General features: G+C 43.0%; 14 protein-coding genes. 2 read left to right on the top strand and 12 right to left on the bottom strand.

Annotated features, from left to right (window positions below; genetic code table 11):
- Positions 1-15 precede the first annotated feature (15 nt).
- The 9 genes from AC57BQ_RS26465 to AC57BQ_RS26425 all read right to left on the bottom strand — a co-directional run bounded on the left by AC57BQ_RS26465 (position 16) and on the right by AC57BQ_RS26425 (position 10,644).
- A complete protein-coding gene (locus AC57BQ_RS26465) occupies positions 16-1,200 on the bottom strand; it encodes a M20 metallopeptidase family protein (protein WP_496409101.1) in 1,185 nt (394 codons plus the stop codon).
- The gene (locus tag AC57BQ_RS26460; RefSeq protein ID WP_496409100.1) at positions 1,193-1,654 is read right to left on the bottom strand and encodes an SPOR domain-containing protein; all 462 of its coding nucleotides are present in this window, start codon (positions 1,652-1,654) and stop codon (positions 1,193-1,195) included. Before AC57BQ_RS26460 ends, AC57BQ_RS26465 begins: the two co-directional genes overlap by 8 nt.
- Positions 1,655-1,783: 129 nt before the next feature.
- Complete coding sequence (gene secA / locus AC57BQ_RS26455) at positions 1,784-5,092, bottom strand: preprotein translocase subunit SecA (RefSeq protein WP_496409099.1); 3,309 nt, start codon at positions 5,090-5,092, stop codon at positions 1,784-1,786.
- Positions 5,093-5,777: 685 nt separating this feature from the next.
- Positions 5,778-6,701, bottom strand: a complete 924-nt coding sequence (locus AC57BQ_RS26450; protein WP_496409098.1) for a bifunctional riboflavin kinase/FAD synthetase — start codon at positions 6,699-6,701, stop codon at positions 5,778-5,780.
- Between the two features lie 197 nt (positions 6,702-6,898).
- Complete coding sequence (locus AC57BQ_RS26445; RefSeq protein WP_496409097.1) at positions 6,899-7,204, bottom strand: GIY-YIG nuclease family protein; 306 nt, start codon at positions 7,202-7,204, stop codon at positions 6,899-6,901.
- 229 nt (positions 7,205-7,433) lie between these two features.
- Positions 7,434-8,156 carry a tRNA pseudouridine(55) synthase TruB gene (gene truB / locus AC57BQ_RS26440; protein ID WP_496409096.1) on the bottom strand — a complete coding sequence of 241 codons (723 nt, stop codon included), beginning with the start codon at positions 8,154-8,156 and terminating at the stop codon, positions 7,434-7,436.
- A 416-nt stretch (positions 8,157-8,572) separates the two neighbouring features.
- A complete protein-coding gene (locus tag AC57BQ_RS26435) occupies positions 8,573-9,367 on the bottom strand; it encodes an undecaprenyl-diphosphate phosphatase (protein WP_496409095.1) in 795 nt (264 codons plus the stop codon).
- Positions 9,368-9,400: 33 nt separating this feature from the next.
- Positions 9,401-9,679, bottom strand: coding sequence for a DUF3098 domain-containing protein (locus AC57BQ_RS26430; RefSeq protein WP_496409094.1), 279 nt, complete (start codon positions 9,677-9,679; stop codon positions 9,401-9,403).
- Positions 9,680-9,765: 86 nt separating this feature from the next.
- A complete protein-coding gene (locus AC57BQ_RS26425) occupies positions 9,766-10,644 on the bottom strand; it encodes a cell division protein FtsX (RefSeq protein WP_090473538.1) in 879 nt (292 codons plus the stop codon).
- Between the two features lie 220 nt (positions 10,645-10,864).
- Here AC57BQ_RS26425 and AC57BQ_RS26420 point away from each other — a divergent pair, with 220 nt between their 5' ends.
- On the top strand, positions 10,865-11,098 hold the full coding sequence (locus tag AC57BQ_RS26420; protein ID WP_496409093.1) for a hypothetical protein: 234 nt from the start codon (positions 10,865-10,867) through the stop codon (positions 11,096-11,098).
- 44 nt (positions 11,099-11,142) lie between these two features.
- Here the strand turns inward: AC57BQ_RS26420 and AC57BQ_RS26415 are convergent, their stop codons facing one another.
- From AC57BQ_RS26415 to AC57BQ_RS26405, 3 genes are all read right to left on the bottom strand, one after another.
- Positions 11,143-12,942, bottom strand: a complete 1,800-nt coding sequence (locus AC57BQ_RS26415) for an ABC transporter ATP-binding protein (RefSeq protein WP_496409092.1) — start codon at positions 12,940-12,942, stop codon at positions 11,143-11,145.
- 126 nt (positions 12,943-13,068) lie between these two features.
- Positions 13,069-13,896 (bottom strand): tRNA pseudouridine(38-40) synthase TruA, encoded by an 828-nt coding sequence (gene truA, locus AC57BQ_RS26410; protein ID WP_496409091.1) that lies wholly within the window; start codon positions 13,894-13,896, stop codon positions 13,069-13,071.
- A 73-nt stretch (positions 13,897-13,969) separates the two neighbouring features.
- On the bottom strand, positions 13,970-14,500 hold the full coding sequence (locus AC57BQ_RS26405) for a DUF892 family protein (protein WP_496409090.1): 531 nt from the start codon (positions 14,498-14,500) through the stop codon (positions 13,970-13,972).
- 132 nt (positions 14,501-14,632) lie between these two features.
- Here AC57BQ_RS26405 and AC57BQ_RS26400 point away from each other — a divergent pair, with 132 nt between their 5' ends.
- Positions 14,633-15,100: a DUF4293 domain-containing protein gene (locus tag AC57BQ_RS26400; protein WP_496409089.1), complete on the top strand. Its 468-nt coding sequence runs from the start codon at positions 14,633-14,635 to the stop codon at positions 15,098-15,100.
- Positions 15,101-15,106: the final 6 nt, after the last annotated feature.

Raw genomic sequence — 15,106 nt, 5'->3', positions numbered from 1 at the left:
TGACGTTTCTTTCGATTAGTTTCCTAATTGCTTAATTGCCAGATAAGCCATTAAACCCGTGCTGATCTTAAAAGCGTCCTCTTCCACATCAAAGGTTGGTGTGTGTACCGATGAGGTAATACCCCTGCTTTCATTACGGGTGCCCAGGCGGTAAAAACAGCTGTCAGCTACTTGTGAATAGTAGGCAAAATCTTCGGCTGCCATCCAGATGTCCAGGTCGAGCACATTTTCTTTACCCAGGTAATCTTCGGCATGGCCACGGGTTGCGGCAGTTAGCACTTCTTCGTTGATCAGGAAAGGATAACCGCGCATAATATTAAAATCGCAGCTGCCGCCCATGCTTTCAGCAATGCCTTCGGCCATTTTTTTCATGCGTTTGTGAGCCTCTTCGCGCCATTTTTCGTCCATGGTGCGGAAGGTACCTTCCAGGTAAACCTCATTCGGGATCACGTTGGTAGCGCCGTTGGCGATCACCTTACCAAATGATAATACCGACGGACTCTTTGGGTCGGCAAAACGACTTACTACCTGTTGCAGCGCGGTTAATATATGAGCAGTAATAATTACCGGGTCGATGTTTTGTTGTGGCTGGGCTCCATGGCCGCCTTTACCTTTCACGGTAACATACAGCTCATCGGTTGAGGCCATATACTTGCCTGCCCTGAAACCTACCTTACCGGCATCAATCAAAGGCATTACATGTTGCCCTAGTACGGCCTGCGGTTTAGGATTTTCTAACACCCCCTCCTTGATCATGAGGCTGGCTCCACCGGGCAGCTTCTCTTCGGCGGGTTGAAATATTAGTTTCACTGTACCGGCAAACTGGCTTTTCAGCTCTGTTAAAATACGGGCGGTACCTAATAATGATGAAGTATGCGCATCGTGACCGCAGGCATGCATGACACCTACATTCTGCGATTTGTAGGGCACATCATTGGCTTCGATAATCGGCAACGCGTCCATATCGGCACGAAGGGCTACTACTTTATCAGATGGTAAATCGCCTTTGATTAAAGCAACCAAGCCTGTATCGGCCATTTTTTCGTAGGTTAAACCCAGCTCTTCCAGCTTGCCAGCCACAAAAGCAGATGTTTTTTGCTCGTGAAATGATAGCTCGGGATTGGTATGCAAATGGCGGCGATTAGCCACTACATCGTTAAATATTTTTTGGGATAATTCCTGTATTTGTTCTTTAATCATTGGTATCCGTTTTGGGTAGATTTATTTTTTCTGAGATGATGAACAGGCTCGGGAACGAAGCACGCAGTTCCTGCATCAGCTTCTGCGCTTCCAGCCGGGTTCTGAAATCGCCGGCACGAACCTTAAAGTTGGGTTCGTTATAAATGATGTAGGTACGCAACTCGGGGTACTCGCTTTGCAGCCTGGCCTGGGCGTTATAAGCATCCTTGCGGTTTGAGCCGCTGAAGAACTGCACTCTGTAACCGTAAGATGAAAAGGCGACGGGAACACCGCTCGCATTGCTCATCTCATAACGTTTAGCTATCAGCGTATCCACAAGGGGATCTTTAACTACCTCAACCCTGCCGTGTGTTTGCTGCGCAAAGACCTGGGTTGATGCTATGATCAGCACAAAAAAAATGCAGTATCTGATAACGGCTGGTTTAGCTTGATGATCAAATACTGCTTTTTTCATTAGTTTGCTTTATTAAAAACCGTCATTGCGAGGAACGAAGCAATCTCTACGCAGGCAGGTCAAACAGGTAAGTTCGCTCTGTATAGTATAGAGATTGCTTCGTTCCTCGCAATGACGTATTGTGTATTCTTAATTCTGCCCTACGCCGTGGCAGTTTTTATATTTTTTACCGCTGCCGCAAGGACAAGGGTCGTTACGGCCGATCTTGTTTTCAACCCTAACCGGGGTGGCTTTCTGCTGCTCGCGGAAATCATCCATCGGTATACCATTGCTTTCGCTTACCAGCTCGGCTTTGGTGGTTTTCATTTTACGCAGATCAAGCTTTGGCTCCGGTCTGGCTTCTTTGATCTCATCTGGTTGCTGCTGAACGGGGATTCCGCCCCTGAACAGGAAGCTTACGATCTCTTTATTCACATTGGCCAGCATTCCTCTGAATAGTTCAAAAGCTTCAAACTTGTAAACCAACAGCGGATCCTTTTGCTCATAAACCGCGTTCTGTACCGATTGTTTTAACTCATCCATCTCGCGCAAATGCTCTTTCCAGGCATCATCAATCAGGTACAGGGTCACGTTCTTTTCAAAAGATTTAAACACCTCTGTCCCATGGTTCTCTACCGCTTTTTTCAAGGGTACAGAAACCTGTATGCCATGGATACCATCGCTAAACGGAACCACAATATTTTCAACATACTGGCCGCGGGTATCATATACATCTTTCAGTACCGGGAAGGCCTGTTGAGCTACCGCTTCTTGTTTGCGTTTGTAAAAGTCCATTACCGTTTGGAAAGTCCTGTCGGTAAGTGCAGTAATATTTTTTGCTGCAAACTCTTCAATATCCAGTTCAATATCAACCGAGAACAAACGGATCACTTCCAGCGTAAAGCCTTCGTAATTGTTCGCTTCTTTGTATTCGGTCACAATATCTTCAACCACATCAAATATAGTGTTGCTCAGGTCAACGTCTAAACGTTCGCCAAACAGGGCATTTTTACGTTTGGTATAGATCACCGTACGCTGTGAGTTCATCACATCATCATACTCCAGCAAACGTTTACGGATACCAAAGTTGTTTTCTTCTACCTTTTTCTGCGCACGCTCAATGGATTTGGAGATCATGGAGTGCTGAATTACTTCGCCCTCTTCAATACCCATACGTACCATCAGGTTAGAGATCCGCTCTGATCCGAATAAACGCATCAGGTTATCCTCTAACGATACAAAGAACTGAGACGAACCCGGGTCACCCTGACGACCAGCACGACCACGCAGCTGCCTGTCCACACGGCGCGACTCATGGCGCTCTGTACCAACAATGGCCAAACCACCCGCGTCTTTAACACCTGCACCCAGTTTAATATCCGTACCACGACCAGCCATGTTGGTAGCTATGGTCACCGTACCTGTTTTACCGGCTTCGGCCACAATATCGGCCTCTTTCTGGTGCATTTTGGCATTCAGTACGTTATGTTTGATACCGCGCAGTTTTAGCATACGGCTCAGCAATTCCGAAATTTCAACCGATGTAGTACCTACCAGTACCGGGCGACCGGCCTCTGTCAGTTTCACGATCTCATCGGCAACAGCATTATATTTTTCACGAACAGTACGGTAAACCAGATCCTGCCTGTCTGCACGACTTGCCGGGGTATTGGTTGGTATCTCTACCACGTCCAGTTTGTATATTTCCCAAAACTCACCTGCTTCTGTAACAGCAGTACCCGTCATACCGCAAAGTTTGTGGTACATACGGAAGTAGTTTTGCAGGGTGATGGTCGCGAAAGTTTGTGTAGCGTCCTCCACCTTTACATTTTCTTTTGCTTCAATAGCCTGGTGTAAACCATCAGAGTAACGGCGACCGTCTAATACACGACCGGTTTGCTCATCTACAATTTTCACCTTGCCTTCATCCAGGATATACTCTGTATCTTTTTCAAACAGGGTATAAGCTTTCAATAACTGGTTAACCGAGTGGATACGCTCCGATTTGATAGAGAAATCACGCATCAGCTCATCTTTACGGGCAATTTTTTCTTCAGCGCTCAGGCTCGATTTTTCGATCTCAGCAATTTCGGTACCTACATCAGGCATTACAAAAAAGTGAGGATCTTCGCCCGATGAGGTGATCAGTTCGATACCTTTTTCGGCCAGTTCAACCTGGTTATTTTTTTCGTCGATCACAAAGAAAAGCTCGGCATCAACTTTAGGCATATCCTTACCCTGATCTTGCATATAGTGGTTTTCCACTTTCTGCAAAACAGTACGGTTACCGCCTTCACTCAAAAATTTAATTAAAGCCTTGCTTTTTGGTAAACCACGGTAAGCACGTAATAAAGCTAAGCCGCCACCTTCAACATCGGTATTACCTTCGTTAATGGCTTTTTTAGCTTCATTCAATACGCCGTTTACATAGGCTTTCTGCGCGTTAACCAAACGCTCAATGCGTGGTTTCAGCTCATAAAACTCATGCTCATCACCACGAGGGATTGGACCAGATATAATTAAAGGTGTACGGGCATCATCAATTAACACTGAATCGACCTCATCCACCATGGCGTAATGTGACTTACGTTGTACCAACTCTTCCGGACTACGTGTCATATTGTCACGCAGGTAATCAAAACCGAATTCGTTGTTGGTACCAAAAGTGATATCTGATAGATAAGCTTTGCGGCGCTCATCAGAATTTGGCTCATGCTTATCGATACAATCAACCGATAAACCGTGGAACTCATATAATGGGCCCATCCACTCACTATCACGACGGGCCAGGTAATCATTCACCGTTACGATGTGTACACCCTGACCAGCCAGCGCATTCAGGTATGCAGGCAGCGTGGCTACCAGCGTTTTACCTTCACCTGTGGCCATTTCTGATATTTTACCCTGGTGCAGTACAATACCACCAATCAGCTGTACATCATAGTGTACCATATCCCAGGTAACCTCATTACCGGCAGCAAGCCAGGTATTGTGGTGTATAGCCTGGTCGCCTTTGATGATCACGTTGCTTTTGCTTGCGGCAAGCTCACGATCAAACTGGGTGGCAGTAACTTCAATGGTTTTATTACCGGCAAAGCGACGGGCGGTTTCTTTAACAACCGCGAACGCTTCGGGCAGTATATTCAACAATATATCTTCCAGCTCTTTATTGCGGTCTTTTTCCAGTTTATCCAACTGGGTGTAAAGCTCCACCTTTTCGCTTACATCCATATCCAGCTCATTCTCGGTACGGTCTTTAATAGCTTGTATCTCGCTATCAATGCCTGAGAGGCCCTGGGCTATGGTTTCTTTAAAATCTATGGTTTTAGCTCTAAGCTCATCATTGCTGATGTTGTCGAGTTTCGCAAATTCAGCCTTAATTTTTTCAACTATAGGCTGTATTGCTTTTACATCCCGTTCTGATTTGCTTCCAAAAAGCTTACTGATAAAATCTAACATATTATTTTGATATAATCGAACAAACTCAACAATTGCGCCAAGGCAACAGACTGAGTCATATTGACAGGTAAAGGTACGAAAATGTTCATTAGTTCACTGGTTCATTAGTTCATTTGTGGGGGAAATCTCCTTAAAAATATCCCGTTTACAAATTTTGGCTAAAGCCTTTGGAACATGGCAATTTAGCCGTTGGCTAAAGCCCAACGGCAATGAATGAAAAAAAACGGATCTCGGAAGAGGGGTTAATTCATTGCCGTCCCATTTATGGGACGGGAGGTTTAACAATTAAAACGAGGCTTTAGCCAAAAGTTTATTCTGAATTTTCAAAGCGGCTCGCCTGAGTTCATTAATAACACCCTCTAAACGGCGCAGCCCTCATGAACACCATGAAAACAAACACTGTGAATAATCTTCCCCAATGTCATTAAATTAAGAGCTGACCCCAGCGGGGTCAAAGGTCGGTAGAAAAATAGCATATAAAAATACCGTGCCATCGGTACGGAACTTGGTGGAATTGCGTACCGATGGCACGCTAAAATGTTAAAAAAATGAATTTTCTACCGACCTGTAGCGCCTACAGCGCCATTGAAACATATGCGTTTTCTTAATTTAATAACATTGAAATCTCACCTTCCGGAAAAACTTTTTGTTTTAAGCCCTCCCCCTCGGGGAGGGTTGGGTGGGGTTATAACAGCGCCAACACATCTTCTTTGTCCCTGGCCAGCTGCACTTTAAGTTCGTCAAGGGAGGCAAATTTCACGTCGCCGCGTACATAGTGGTGAAACTCCATGCGGATAGCCTGGTTATAGATCTCCTGGTCGAAATCAAAGATATTGACCTCGATGTTGCGGGTAAGGCCATTTACGGTTGGGCGACTGCCAATATAAGCCATACCCTTATACCTTTCGCCTGCAACAGTGACCGTTACGGCAAAAATACCGTCGGTTGGGATAAGCTTATATTTTTCTTCTACCACGATATTGGCGGTAGGATAACCCAATTGCCTGCCGATCTGGTCGCCGCGGATCACGGTGCCGGTAATGAAGAAAGGATAACCCAAAAAAGAATTGGCCAGGTCTATTTTCCCGTTCAGTAAGGCGTTACGGATGCGGGTAGAACTAATGGCTACTTCGTTGATGTCCTGCTCGGGTATTTCAACCACATCGAAACCATAAACAGGACCAAGCCGTTGCAGATCTTCGAAGCCACCCTGGCGATCTTTCCCGAAGCGATGATCATAACCGATCACAATTTTTTTAGTACCTATTTTATTCACCAGTACATCGCGGATATAGCTCTCGGCAGTTTGGTTCGAAAAATCTCTTGAAAACGGGGTAATGATCAAATGATCAACACCCAGATCCTCCATCAGTTGCGCTTTTTCGGTAATGGTGGTGATCAGTTTCAGGCTTTCATCCTCGGGGTGCAGTATCATGCGCGGATGCGGGAAGAAGGTTAATATAACCGTTTCGCCACCTATGCTATCCGCTATTTCTTTTATCCCCGATATAATTTTACGGTGACCGATGTGTACCCCATCAAAAGTACCAATGGTAACCACTGCGTTTTTTACCGCTGTAAATTCGTCAATATGATTGTAAACCCTCATGATATGCGTAAAAACACAAAGTTAATTTTTTGACCGTTAAGACTATAAAAGTCAATTATTTTGACTTTGGGATGTAATTGTTTGGTTTGTTTTTATATCCTACAATACCCGCTTGTCATTTCGAACGAGCCGGGGATGAAAAGTGCGGTGGCGCGAGGAGAAATCTTTTGCGCCATGAATTACACCCTGAATCCAAACTATTCCCCACTCACCTGCTCATTCAGAAATATCCAGTTTGGATTTGTTGCGGCAATCAAAGCCTCTTTCTTCTCTCTCCTCCACTTTTTAATCTCTTTTTCTCTTTCAATAGCATGTTCAATGTGCGTAAAATGCTCGTAATAAACCAAGAGGTAGTAATAGTATTTACCTGTAAATGATCGCTTTGTGCCCCTGTTTTCTGTGTGTTGAATAATTCTTACGCTGATATCATTTGTGACACCAACATACAGTACTGTCCGATCAGGGTTAGTTGTAATGTAAACATAGTAGTTATGATTCCACATGTTTTAAATGTACAAATTCCGCACGATTGGGAACATGGCGTAAAAGATTTCTCCTCGCCCTGCCCTCTTTGCCCCAGCCGCTCGTTCGAAATGACAGGTTGGAGAAAAGAAGTGTCATTTCGAACGAGGTACGAGGAGAAATCTTTTGCGCGGGACATATCAGTCGCAAAAGATTTTTCACTTCGTTCAAGAGATAGTTTCTCCCTCCGGTCGAAATGACAATAGCTCTTTATATTTCCGGTGCCCCTTCTCCGGTCTTTAACTCCCTGATCATGGTTACCAGCTCCATTACTTCCCAGGCATCCTCTACCCGAAAATTACCGCTGCGTGTGCGCCTGAGTTTGGAAAGATAAGCCCCATTATTAAGTGCAGCACCAAAATCATTCACTAACGACCGGATATACGTTCCCTTGCTGCACACCACCCTGAAATCAACCTCGGGCAGTTCAATACGCGTCAGTTCAAACTCGGCGATGGTCACACTTCGCAAACGCAATTCCACCTCTTCGCCCCTGCGGGCTTTTTCGTAAAGACGCTCGCCGTCAATCTTAATGGCCGAGTGTGCCGGCGGATATTGTTGTATATCGCCGGTAAACTGCCTGCAGTTATTACGCAGCTGCTCTTCGGTAAGTTGGCTGGTGTCGAATTTATTATCGGGCTCAGTTTCCATATCATAAGATGGGGTAGTTGCGCCCAATGTCATGGTACCGGTATATTCTTTTTCTTCGGCCTGGAAGGTGTCGATCTGCTTGGTCATTTTTCCGGTGCAGATGATCAGCAAGCCGGTAGCCAGCGGATCAAGCGTACCGGCATGCCCTACTTTAAGTTTAAGCGGCTTAAATGAATTGCGGATTTTACCCACCACATCAAAGCTTGTCCAATTGTAGGGCTTATTAACCAGCAGCAACTGCCCTTCGGCAAATTCCTGTATGTGAGTATATGTGTTCTTCAATGAGTGCTATTAAAGCGGCAAAGGTAGGGAAATTGTACGGAATCAAAATTTGGGGATTTGAGAAGAGGCATTGTGAATCCCAACCGTTTTTTGTATCTTTAAGGTACTCGCTCATCAAACCAGCCCTGTTTGAAAATCATAATCAGAACTATTTAACAAGGGAAGAAAAGAGGCCCAAAAGTAGTTAAATTCTTATTAACTTATTAATTATCAGATTTTTATTGCTTTTTAAAGAAAATAAAACCTGTCAAAAATTTGTTAAAAAGTGTTAAAATCGATGGTTTTGAATGAGTTTTCAAGCATTTTCCACCTATTTTCACCCACATTTCGAGCAGAAAAGTGTTAAAATAAAGGTTTAAAAAGTTTTTCCGGAACGGTGACAGTTTGAATTTTATAAGTTGGACGTTTTTAAGAAACTATACTGTTTGCAATTGATGGCCGCTCAATATTAAACCGATAATAACTGCGCCTACAACAATACGGTACCAGCCAAATATCACAAAACCTTTACGCTCTAAAAAAGTAATAAATGTTTTGATAGCCAGCATGGCTACTATAAACGCGATCACATTGCCTATAGCCAGCAGTTTAATTTCTTCGCCGGTAAATATGTGGCCTTCTTTATGAAAATCATACAGCTTTTTGGCGGTTGCTGCAAACATGGTTGGCACAGCTAAAAAGAAAGAAAACTCAGCAGCGGCGGTACGGGTTAATTTCTGCGACATCCCCCCAACAATGGTAGCCGCCGAACGTGAGGTACCAGGGATCATGGCCAGGCACTGAAAAAAGCCGATTTTAAGGGCTGTTAAATAACTGATATCTTTTTCGGCCTTTACGGTTGGCTTATTGAACCATTTATCTACAAATAACAGTATGATACCACCAACAAATAAAGTAATGCCTACAGTTAGCGCGCTCTCCAGCAGGGCATCTATTTTTTTACTGAACAGCACCCCAAATATGGCTGCCGGGATAAAGGCCACCAATAATTTAATGTAAAAATTAACCGACTGCAGAAACCTTTTGTAATATAAAACCACTACCGATAATATAGCGCCAAGCTGTATAGCAATGGTAAAAAGCTTAACAAAAGGATCGGCAGCTATGCCCATTACGGATGAAGCGATGATCATATGCCCGGTTGATGATACGGGCAAAAATTCTGTTATCCCTTCAATTATAGCCAGGACAATAACGTGGATGATATTCATTAGGGGTAGATTAGAAATGTGTCAGCTGTGGTATTAATTGGTTGCCGGCTTTTTAAGTATAGCGAAAAAGCCCAGGGCAAATCCTGCTAATACAACGATAGGTGCTATCACAATTTTGGTAGTGCTGTAAATGTCAGTTGTACCTGCCATTAATACAAAGCCAAAAGCGACTACAGCAACGCTGATGATCAACAATCTGTAATTGCTTTTGTCAAATATAAACTGTACAGGTTCGGTACTTGTTGCTTTTGATACCGGTTTAGCTGCCTGCGTTGTTTTTACAGTTGAAGCTGGTTTAACTGGTTGTGCCATATCTTTTAATTGGTGAATTATTGAATTAATGAGTTAGTGAATTTTCGCGACCCGAAGGTTTTGAATTTTGACTTTTTAATTTTGAATTACCTATACAGGTCGTATATTTTTAAACGTAAAAATTTATTAACTGCCAAAAAGGTACTGAAGCCCGATATAAAGATGCCCAAGCCTATTACGCCTAAAAACACAATACCAAATTCGGTGTAGTTTTGCAGGAAAACCAGGTCTGGGATATTTCTATAAGCTACATACAGTGTACCAACCAGTAAAATAATAGCGATCAATCCGCCCAAAAGACCATGCCATATGCCATACAGCAAAAACGGCTTGCGGATAAAGCTTTTAGTGGCCCCAACCAGCTGCATAGATTTGATCAGGAAGCGTTGTGAGTAAATAGCTAGTCGGATAGTGTTATTGATAAGTGCTACAGACAATACCACGAATATGCCGGCAAAAATAAGGATGATTAAACTGATGGATGTTACATTCTGGTTCATCTGATCAACCAGAGATTGCTGGTATTTAACCTCTTTGATCAATGGATTCTTCAACAATTCGGTCTTGAATTTTTCAATATCCTTGTTGTTGGTATAATCTGCCTTCAGGTAAACGTCTATAGATTGCGACAGGGGGTTATAACCCAAAAACTTTACAAAATCTTCGCCCAGGTCTTTTTGGAGGTTACGCGCGGCCAGTTCTTTACTTACATATTGGGTTTGTTTCACCATCACGTTGCCTTCCAGCTGCTTTTGCAACTGAAGTACATCGGTTTCGTGCGCGGCATCGTCAACAAAAATATTCAGTACTATGTTTTCTTTTACATAGCGTGAAATATTATTGGCATATACCAAAAACAGGCCTAACAACCCTACCATTAACAATACCATAGCTATACCGAATACGGTTGATATGTATATCGTTTTTGTTTTTTTTGCTGACGCGCTTGCTTCAAATTCTTCCATAAGTGAGATTTGAGATATCAAATATCGCCCCGGAGATATTTATCTCCATCCCGATATCTGCTATCCTGATTTGTGCGAAATTAACAAACCTGCATTAAAGGTAAAAGTTTATTAGTTATAAATATGGTTTATTAACCGGTTACATCTATAGTTTTAACATTTATTAACGTCTGCAACTTACAAATTAAACAAAAAGCTTTCTCCTGTTGTTCTATTTAGTATGACAAAGCCAGCAAACTCACCCAACAAACCTTCACCTTCTGACACACCTACCAAAAGGCCAAATGACAACGGCGGCAAAAGTAAAGTGCGCAAAGAAGATAAACAATATCATGCCGATAAACCGCATGGCGGTGACATTGCCAAAAAGCATGAAAAAGAAGAACAACCTGTTGAACCGGTAAAGACAGCGCCAACCTCTCCTAAATCCTCTCCAAAGGAGAGGACTTCCTAAAAATATTTTTGTAGCCCTCTCCTTTGGAGAGGGTTGGGTGAGGTTTATCTCGCTATCCCTGCCGAATTAAACTGCAGATCGTATAGCTTACGGTAATGACCGTTCTCAATTTTAAGAAGTTCCTGATGGGTGCCGCTTTCCATGATCTCACCATGGTCAAGCACAATAATACGATCTGCGTTTTGTATGGTGGAGAGACGATGGGCTATCACGATAGCTGTACGACCCTGCATCAATTTGTTGATGGCATTCTGGATCAGCATTTCGGTTTCGGTATCAACAGACGATGTGGCTTCGTCCAAAACCAAAATAGCCGGATTATACACCAATGCCCTAATAAAGGAGATCAGCTGCGATTGTCCGGCAGAAAGTGTAGAGCCCCTTTCCATTACATTATAATCGTAGCCGCCAGGCAGGCGTTCAATAAATTCATGCGCGCCAACATCCTTTGCAGCAGCTATGATCTGCTCACGGGTGATGGCCTGATTATTCAGACTGATGTTGTTGGCAATGGTATCCGTAAATAAAAACACATCCTGTATCACGGTAGCAATTTGTGAGCGTAAAAACTCTACCTGGTAATCGCGAATATCATGCCCGTCGACTTTTACGTTGCCCGCCCCTATCTCGTAAAAACGGTTCAGGATATTAATAGTTGACGATTTGCCCGCGCCCGTGGCTCCGACCAATGCGAGCGTTTCACCGGGTTTAATATGGAAATTGATGTCCTTTAAAACCCAATTCTCTTCATTATAGGCAAACCATACTTTGCTAAACTCGATGTCGCCCTGTAGCCGGCCGGTATTGATCTCACCGGTGTCTACAGCAACCTCATCGGTATCCAGTACCTTAAATATCCTGTCGGCTCCTACCATGCCCATTTGCAGGGTGTTAAATTTATCGGCCAGTTGGCGTATCGGCCTGAACAACATATTGAGCAATACAATAAAACCTGTAATAACGCCCGGAGTGATACCACCCGGTCTTGCCGAAATAGCAGCCAGCTGACTATCTGATAACATCCTTTTACAGCCATACCATACCAGCAGACCCATACAAATGGCAAACAGAATTTCAACCACCGGGAAAAATATCGAGTAATACCAATTAGAGCGAATGTTGGCATCGCGATATTTCAGGTTAACATCTTTAAACTTCCGCATCTCCTGATCTTCGCGGGCAAACAACTGAATGATGCTGATACCCGAAATATGCTCGGCCAGGAAAGTATTCAAGCGGGCAACCTGGGTGCGAACTTCCTGAAAAGAGGATTTAATGGCTTCCTTAAAAACATAGGTTGATGCAAACAGAAAGGGCATTGGGATCAACGTAATGAGGGCCAGCTTCCAGTCCTCATATAACATAAAGCCGATCACCGCGAATACCAGCAGCATATCGCCCATGATCGAGATCAACCCTTCGGAAAATATATCGGCAATGGTTTCCAGATCTGATACCGTGCGGGTAATGAGCATACCTATAGGCGTACGATCAAAGTATTTAAGACGGAGGCTGGTAATATGATTAAAAATATCAATACGCAGATCGCGGATAACAGATTGCCCCAGGGCATTGGTTAAATAGGTTTGATAATACTGGGCAATGGTTAGTACGATGAGTTGCGTTATCATCAACCCTACCATAAACAACAATCCGTCGTAATTATCATTCAGGATATCGTTATCTAAGGTGTGTTGTATCAGGATAGGCTGTAGTAATGCTCCAGCCGCCAGGAAAACGGTTAAAAATGCCGAAATTACAAATGTGCTGTTATAGGGCTTTACATAATGCATCACCCGTTTTAACAGTTTCCAATCAAGCGCTTTTCCGGTTACCTCTGACATAGTATCAAGTAGTTAGTATCAAGTATCAAGACTTTAGCTTAGCAAATATCGAATAAAAAACAGATCAATAGTGTTTGTGGATTGCAACATCATAGTTATAAGATAAAAGTATCGTGATACATGATACTAACTACTTGATACTAAAAATGGATACTTCACCTCCGTTAAATATAAGCCGCAGGCGGGCACGCTGGTACCGGCATTTGAGCGGTTCTTACTTTCTATAATGGCACGCACCGTTTCGGGCTCTATTTCGAGCTTACCTACCATCATCAGTGTTCCCACTATGGCCCTAACCATATTACGCAAAAACCTGTCGGCCGAAATATGGAAAACAATGCCTTGCTCTGTTTTTATCCATTCGGCCCGGGTTATTTTACAATTATTGGTTTTAACCTGGGTGTTTGATTTACTGAAACAACTAAAATCAGTATACTCCATAATAATAGCCGCTGCCTGGTTCATCAACACCATATCGGGCACATCACGCACCATCCATGAATAGCCGTGCAAAAATGGGTCTTTATGAAAATGAATATGGTATTGATAAGAACGCTGGGTAGCATCAAATCTTGCATGCGCATCCTCATGAACCGGGATGATATTTTTTATGCCGATATCAGGTGGAAGAAGGGAATTGAGGCCGCGCACTTTTAGTCCATAGTCGATGGTCCATGGCCTATGGTTTGTAGAAACACCTCCTTCTGTTTTCTCACTATCGTCTATGGTCAATGAACTATCGTCTATAACATCAAAATGTGCAAAAAACTCGCGGGCATGCACACCTGTATCCGTGCGACCGCAACCAGTAGTTTCAACGGACTGGCGCAAAATAGTAGCCAGGGCCTTATTTAATAGTTCCTGTACACTTACAGCATTTTGCTGTATCTGCCAACCATGGTAATTGGTACCATCATAAGCCAGTTCAATAAAATAGCGTTGTTTAGTGGTCACCCGACAAAGTTAATAATATGCAGGGTAAGGGTATTCATTATTTGGTCATAAGTATTTGGAGCACTATTCCTGGTCAATGAGCCGGCTCACTAATGTATTCTTTGTAAATAGATTCAAACATGATCTTATCTTCCAAAGCCTGGTTAAATGGTTTATCCAAAAAGGTATTGCTATAGCCTATAGCTTTGGCCAGGTTTCGCAACACTTTAAAATAAGTAACTTCAATGCCTTCTATGAGTTGCAGGTAAAAAACAATAAAAACATCGCGTTCCATGGGTGTTTTACCTGCCTTAATGGCCGATATATAAGCCTCGAGCGTCATGGCTTTCATCCCCAGAACACTAATCTTTGATTGATCTTCATTAATGGAATTAAATATACCATCCAGATGCTGCAGCTGATCCTGGGCATCGTCGCAACATTCCTTTATCGCGTTCTTTAAAAACTGCAACGTAGCCAGCCCTTCAATTTCATCAAAAAACTGTATCAGGTGTTGCTTACCACAATAAATACTATTCAGGTGCTCCAAAAATATCTTTTTCAAATGAGCATCATCGAATTTTACATCCTGAGGCGATAGGTTGCTAATTAGGGGCTTGGTCATCACAGCGATCAATTAAGAAAATAATTATAAATATAGTGCATTAATTATCATAAAAAGAAAATCAACGACACAATAAAATGCCGTACTGCAACAATTAAAACAATTATATTTGCCCTTATAATTTTTAATATCATGCTGCAACGTATTCAAAGCATTTACCTGTTGTTTGCCAGCCTTGTGCTGTTCGCGCTTTTCTTTTTCCCATTGGCCCATAACGTTTATGTTGCCGGTAAACCGGTGAGTGTTATGGTTACCGGGATATTCCAGGATGCGAACGGCGCCCAGCAAAGCACAGAATCTTTTACGGCACTTACCGCCATAACCGCCATTGTAGCCCTGATACCATTGGTGATTATTTTTTTATACAAAAACCGCAAACAGCAGATAGCCATTTGCTACAGCGCCATACTGGTATTAATTGGTTACAGCTTTTGGATGGCCCAAACCGTTAAAAAAGCGATAGGCAGTGTACAGCTTGATACGCATACGATGGGCATTGGATTATTCCTTACTTCGCTAAGTATTGTATTATTGATACTGGCGGCTAAAAGTATACAGCAAGACGAAAAACTGGTAAAATCAGCAGACAGATTGCGGTAGCGGGTA

The sequence above is a fragment of the Mucilaginibacter sp. BGA-UO-ETr-C110 genome (genome assembly GCF_059567985.1).
Note: the sequence above shows the minus strand (reverse complement) of the source record. Positions and strands in the feature narration are given on the sequence as shown.

Excerpts from the sequence above, each read along its gene's own strand:
- AC57BQ_RS26465 (WP_496409101.1), bottom strand. The coding sequence starts at position 1,200 with ATGATTAAAGAACAAATACAGGAATTATCCCAAAAAATATTTAACGAT.
- AC57BQ_RS26460 (WP_496409100.1), bottom strand. The coding sequence starts at position 1,654 with ATGAAAAAAGCAGTATTTGATCATCAAGCTAAACCAGCCGTTATCAGA.
- secA (WP_496409099.1), bottom strand. The coding sequence starts at position 5,092 with ATGTTAGATTTTATCAGTAAGCTTTTTGGAAGCAAATCAGAACGGGAT.
- AC57BQ_RS26450 (WP_496409098.1), bottom strand. The coding sequence starts at position 6,701 with ATGAGGGTTTACAATCATATTGACGAATTTACAGCGGTAAAAAACGCA.
- AC57BQ_RS26445 (WP_496409097.1), bottom strand. The coding sequence starts at position 7,204 with ATGTGGAATCATAACTACTATGTTTACATTACAACTAACCCTGATCGG.
- AC57BQ_RS26435 (WP_496409095.1), bottom strand. The coding sequence starts at position 9,367 with ATGAATATCATCCACGTTATTGTCCTGGCTATAATTGAAGGGATAACA.
- AC57BQ_RS26430 (WP_496409094.1), bottom strand. The coding sequence starts at position 9,679 with ATGGCACAACCAGTTAAACCAGCTTCAACTGTAAAAACAACGCAGGCA.
- AC57BQ_RS26425 (WP_090473538.1), bottom strand. The coding sequence starts at position 10,644 with ATGGAAGAATTTGAAGCAAGCGCGTCAGCAAAAAAAACAAAAACGATA.
- AC57BQ_RS26420 (WP_496409093.1), top strand. The coding sequence starts at position 10,865 with ATGACAAAGCCAGCAAACTCACCCAACAAACCTTCACCTTCTGACACA.
- AC57BQ_RS26415 (WP_496409092.1), bottom strand. The coding sequence starts at position 12,942 with ATGTCAGAGGTAACCGGAAAAGCGCTTGATTGGAAACTGTTAAAACGG.
- AC57BQ_RS26405 (WP_496409090.1), bottom strand. The coding sequence starts at position 14,500 with ATGACCAAGCCCCTAATTAGCAACCTATCGCCTCAGGATGTAAAATTC.
- AC57BQ_RS26400 (WP_496409089.1), top strand. The coding sequence starts at position 14,633 with ATGCTGCAACGTATTCAAAGCATTTACCTGTTGTTTGCCAGCCTTGTG.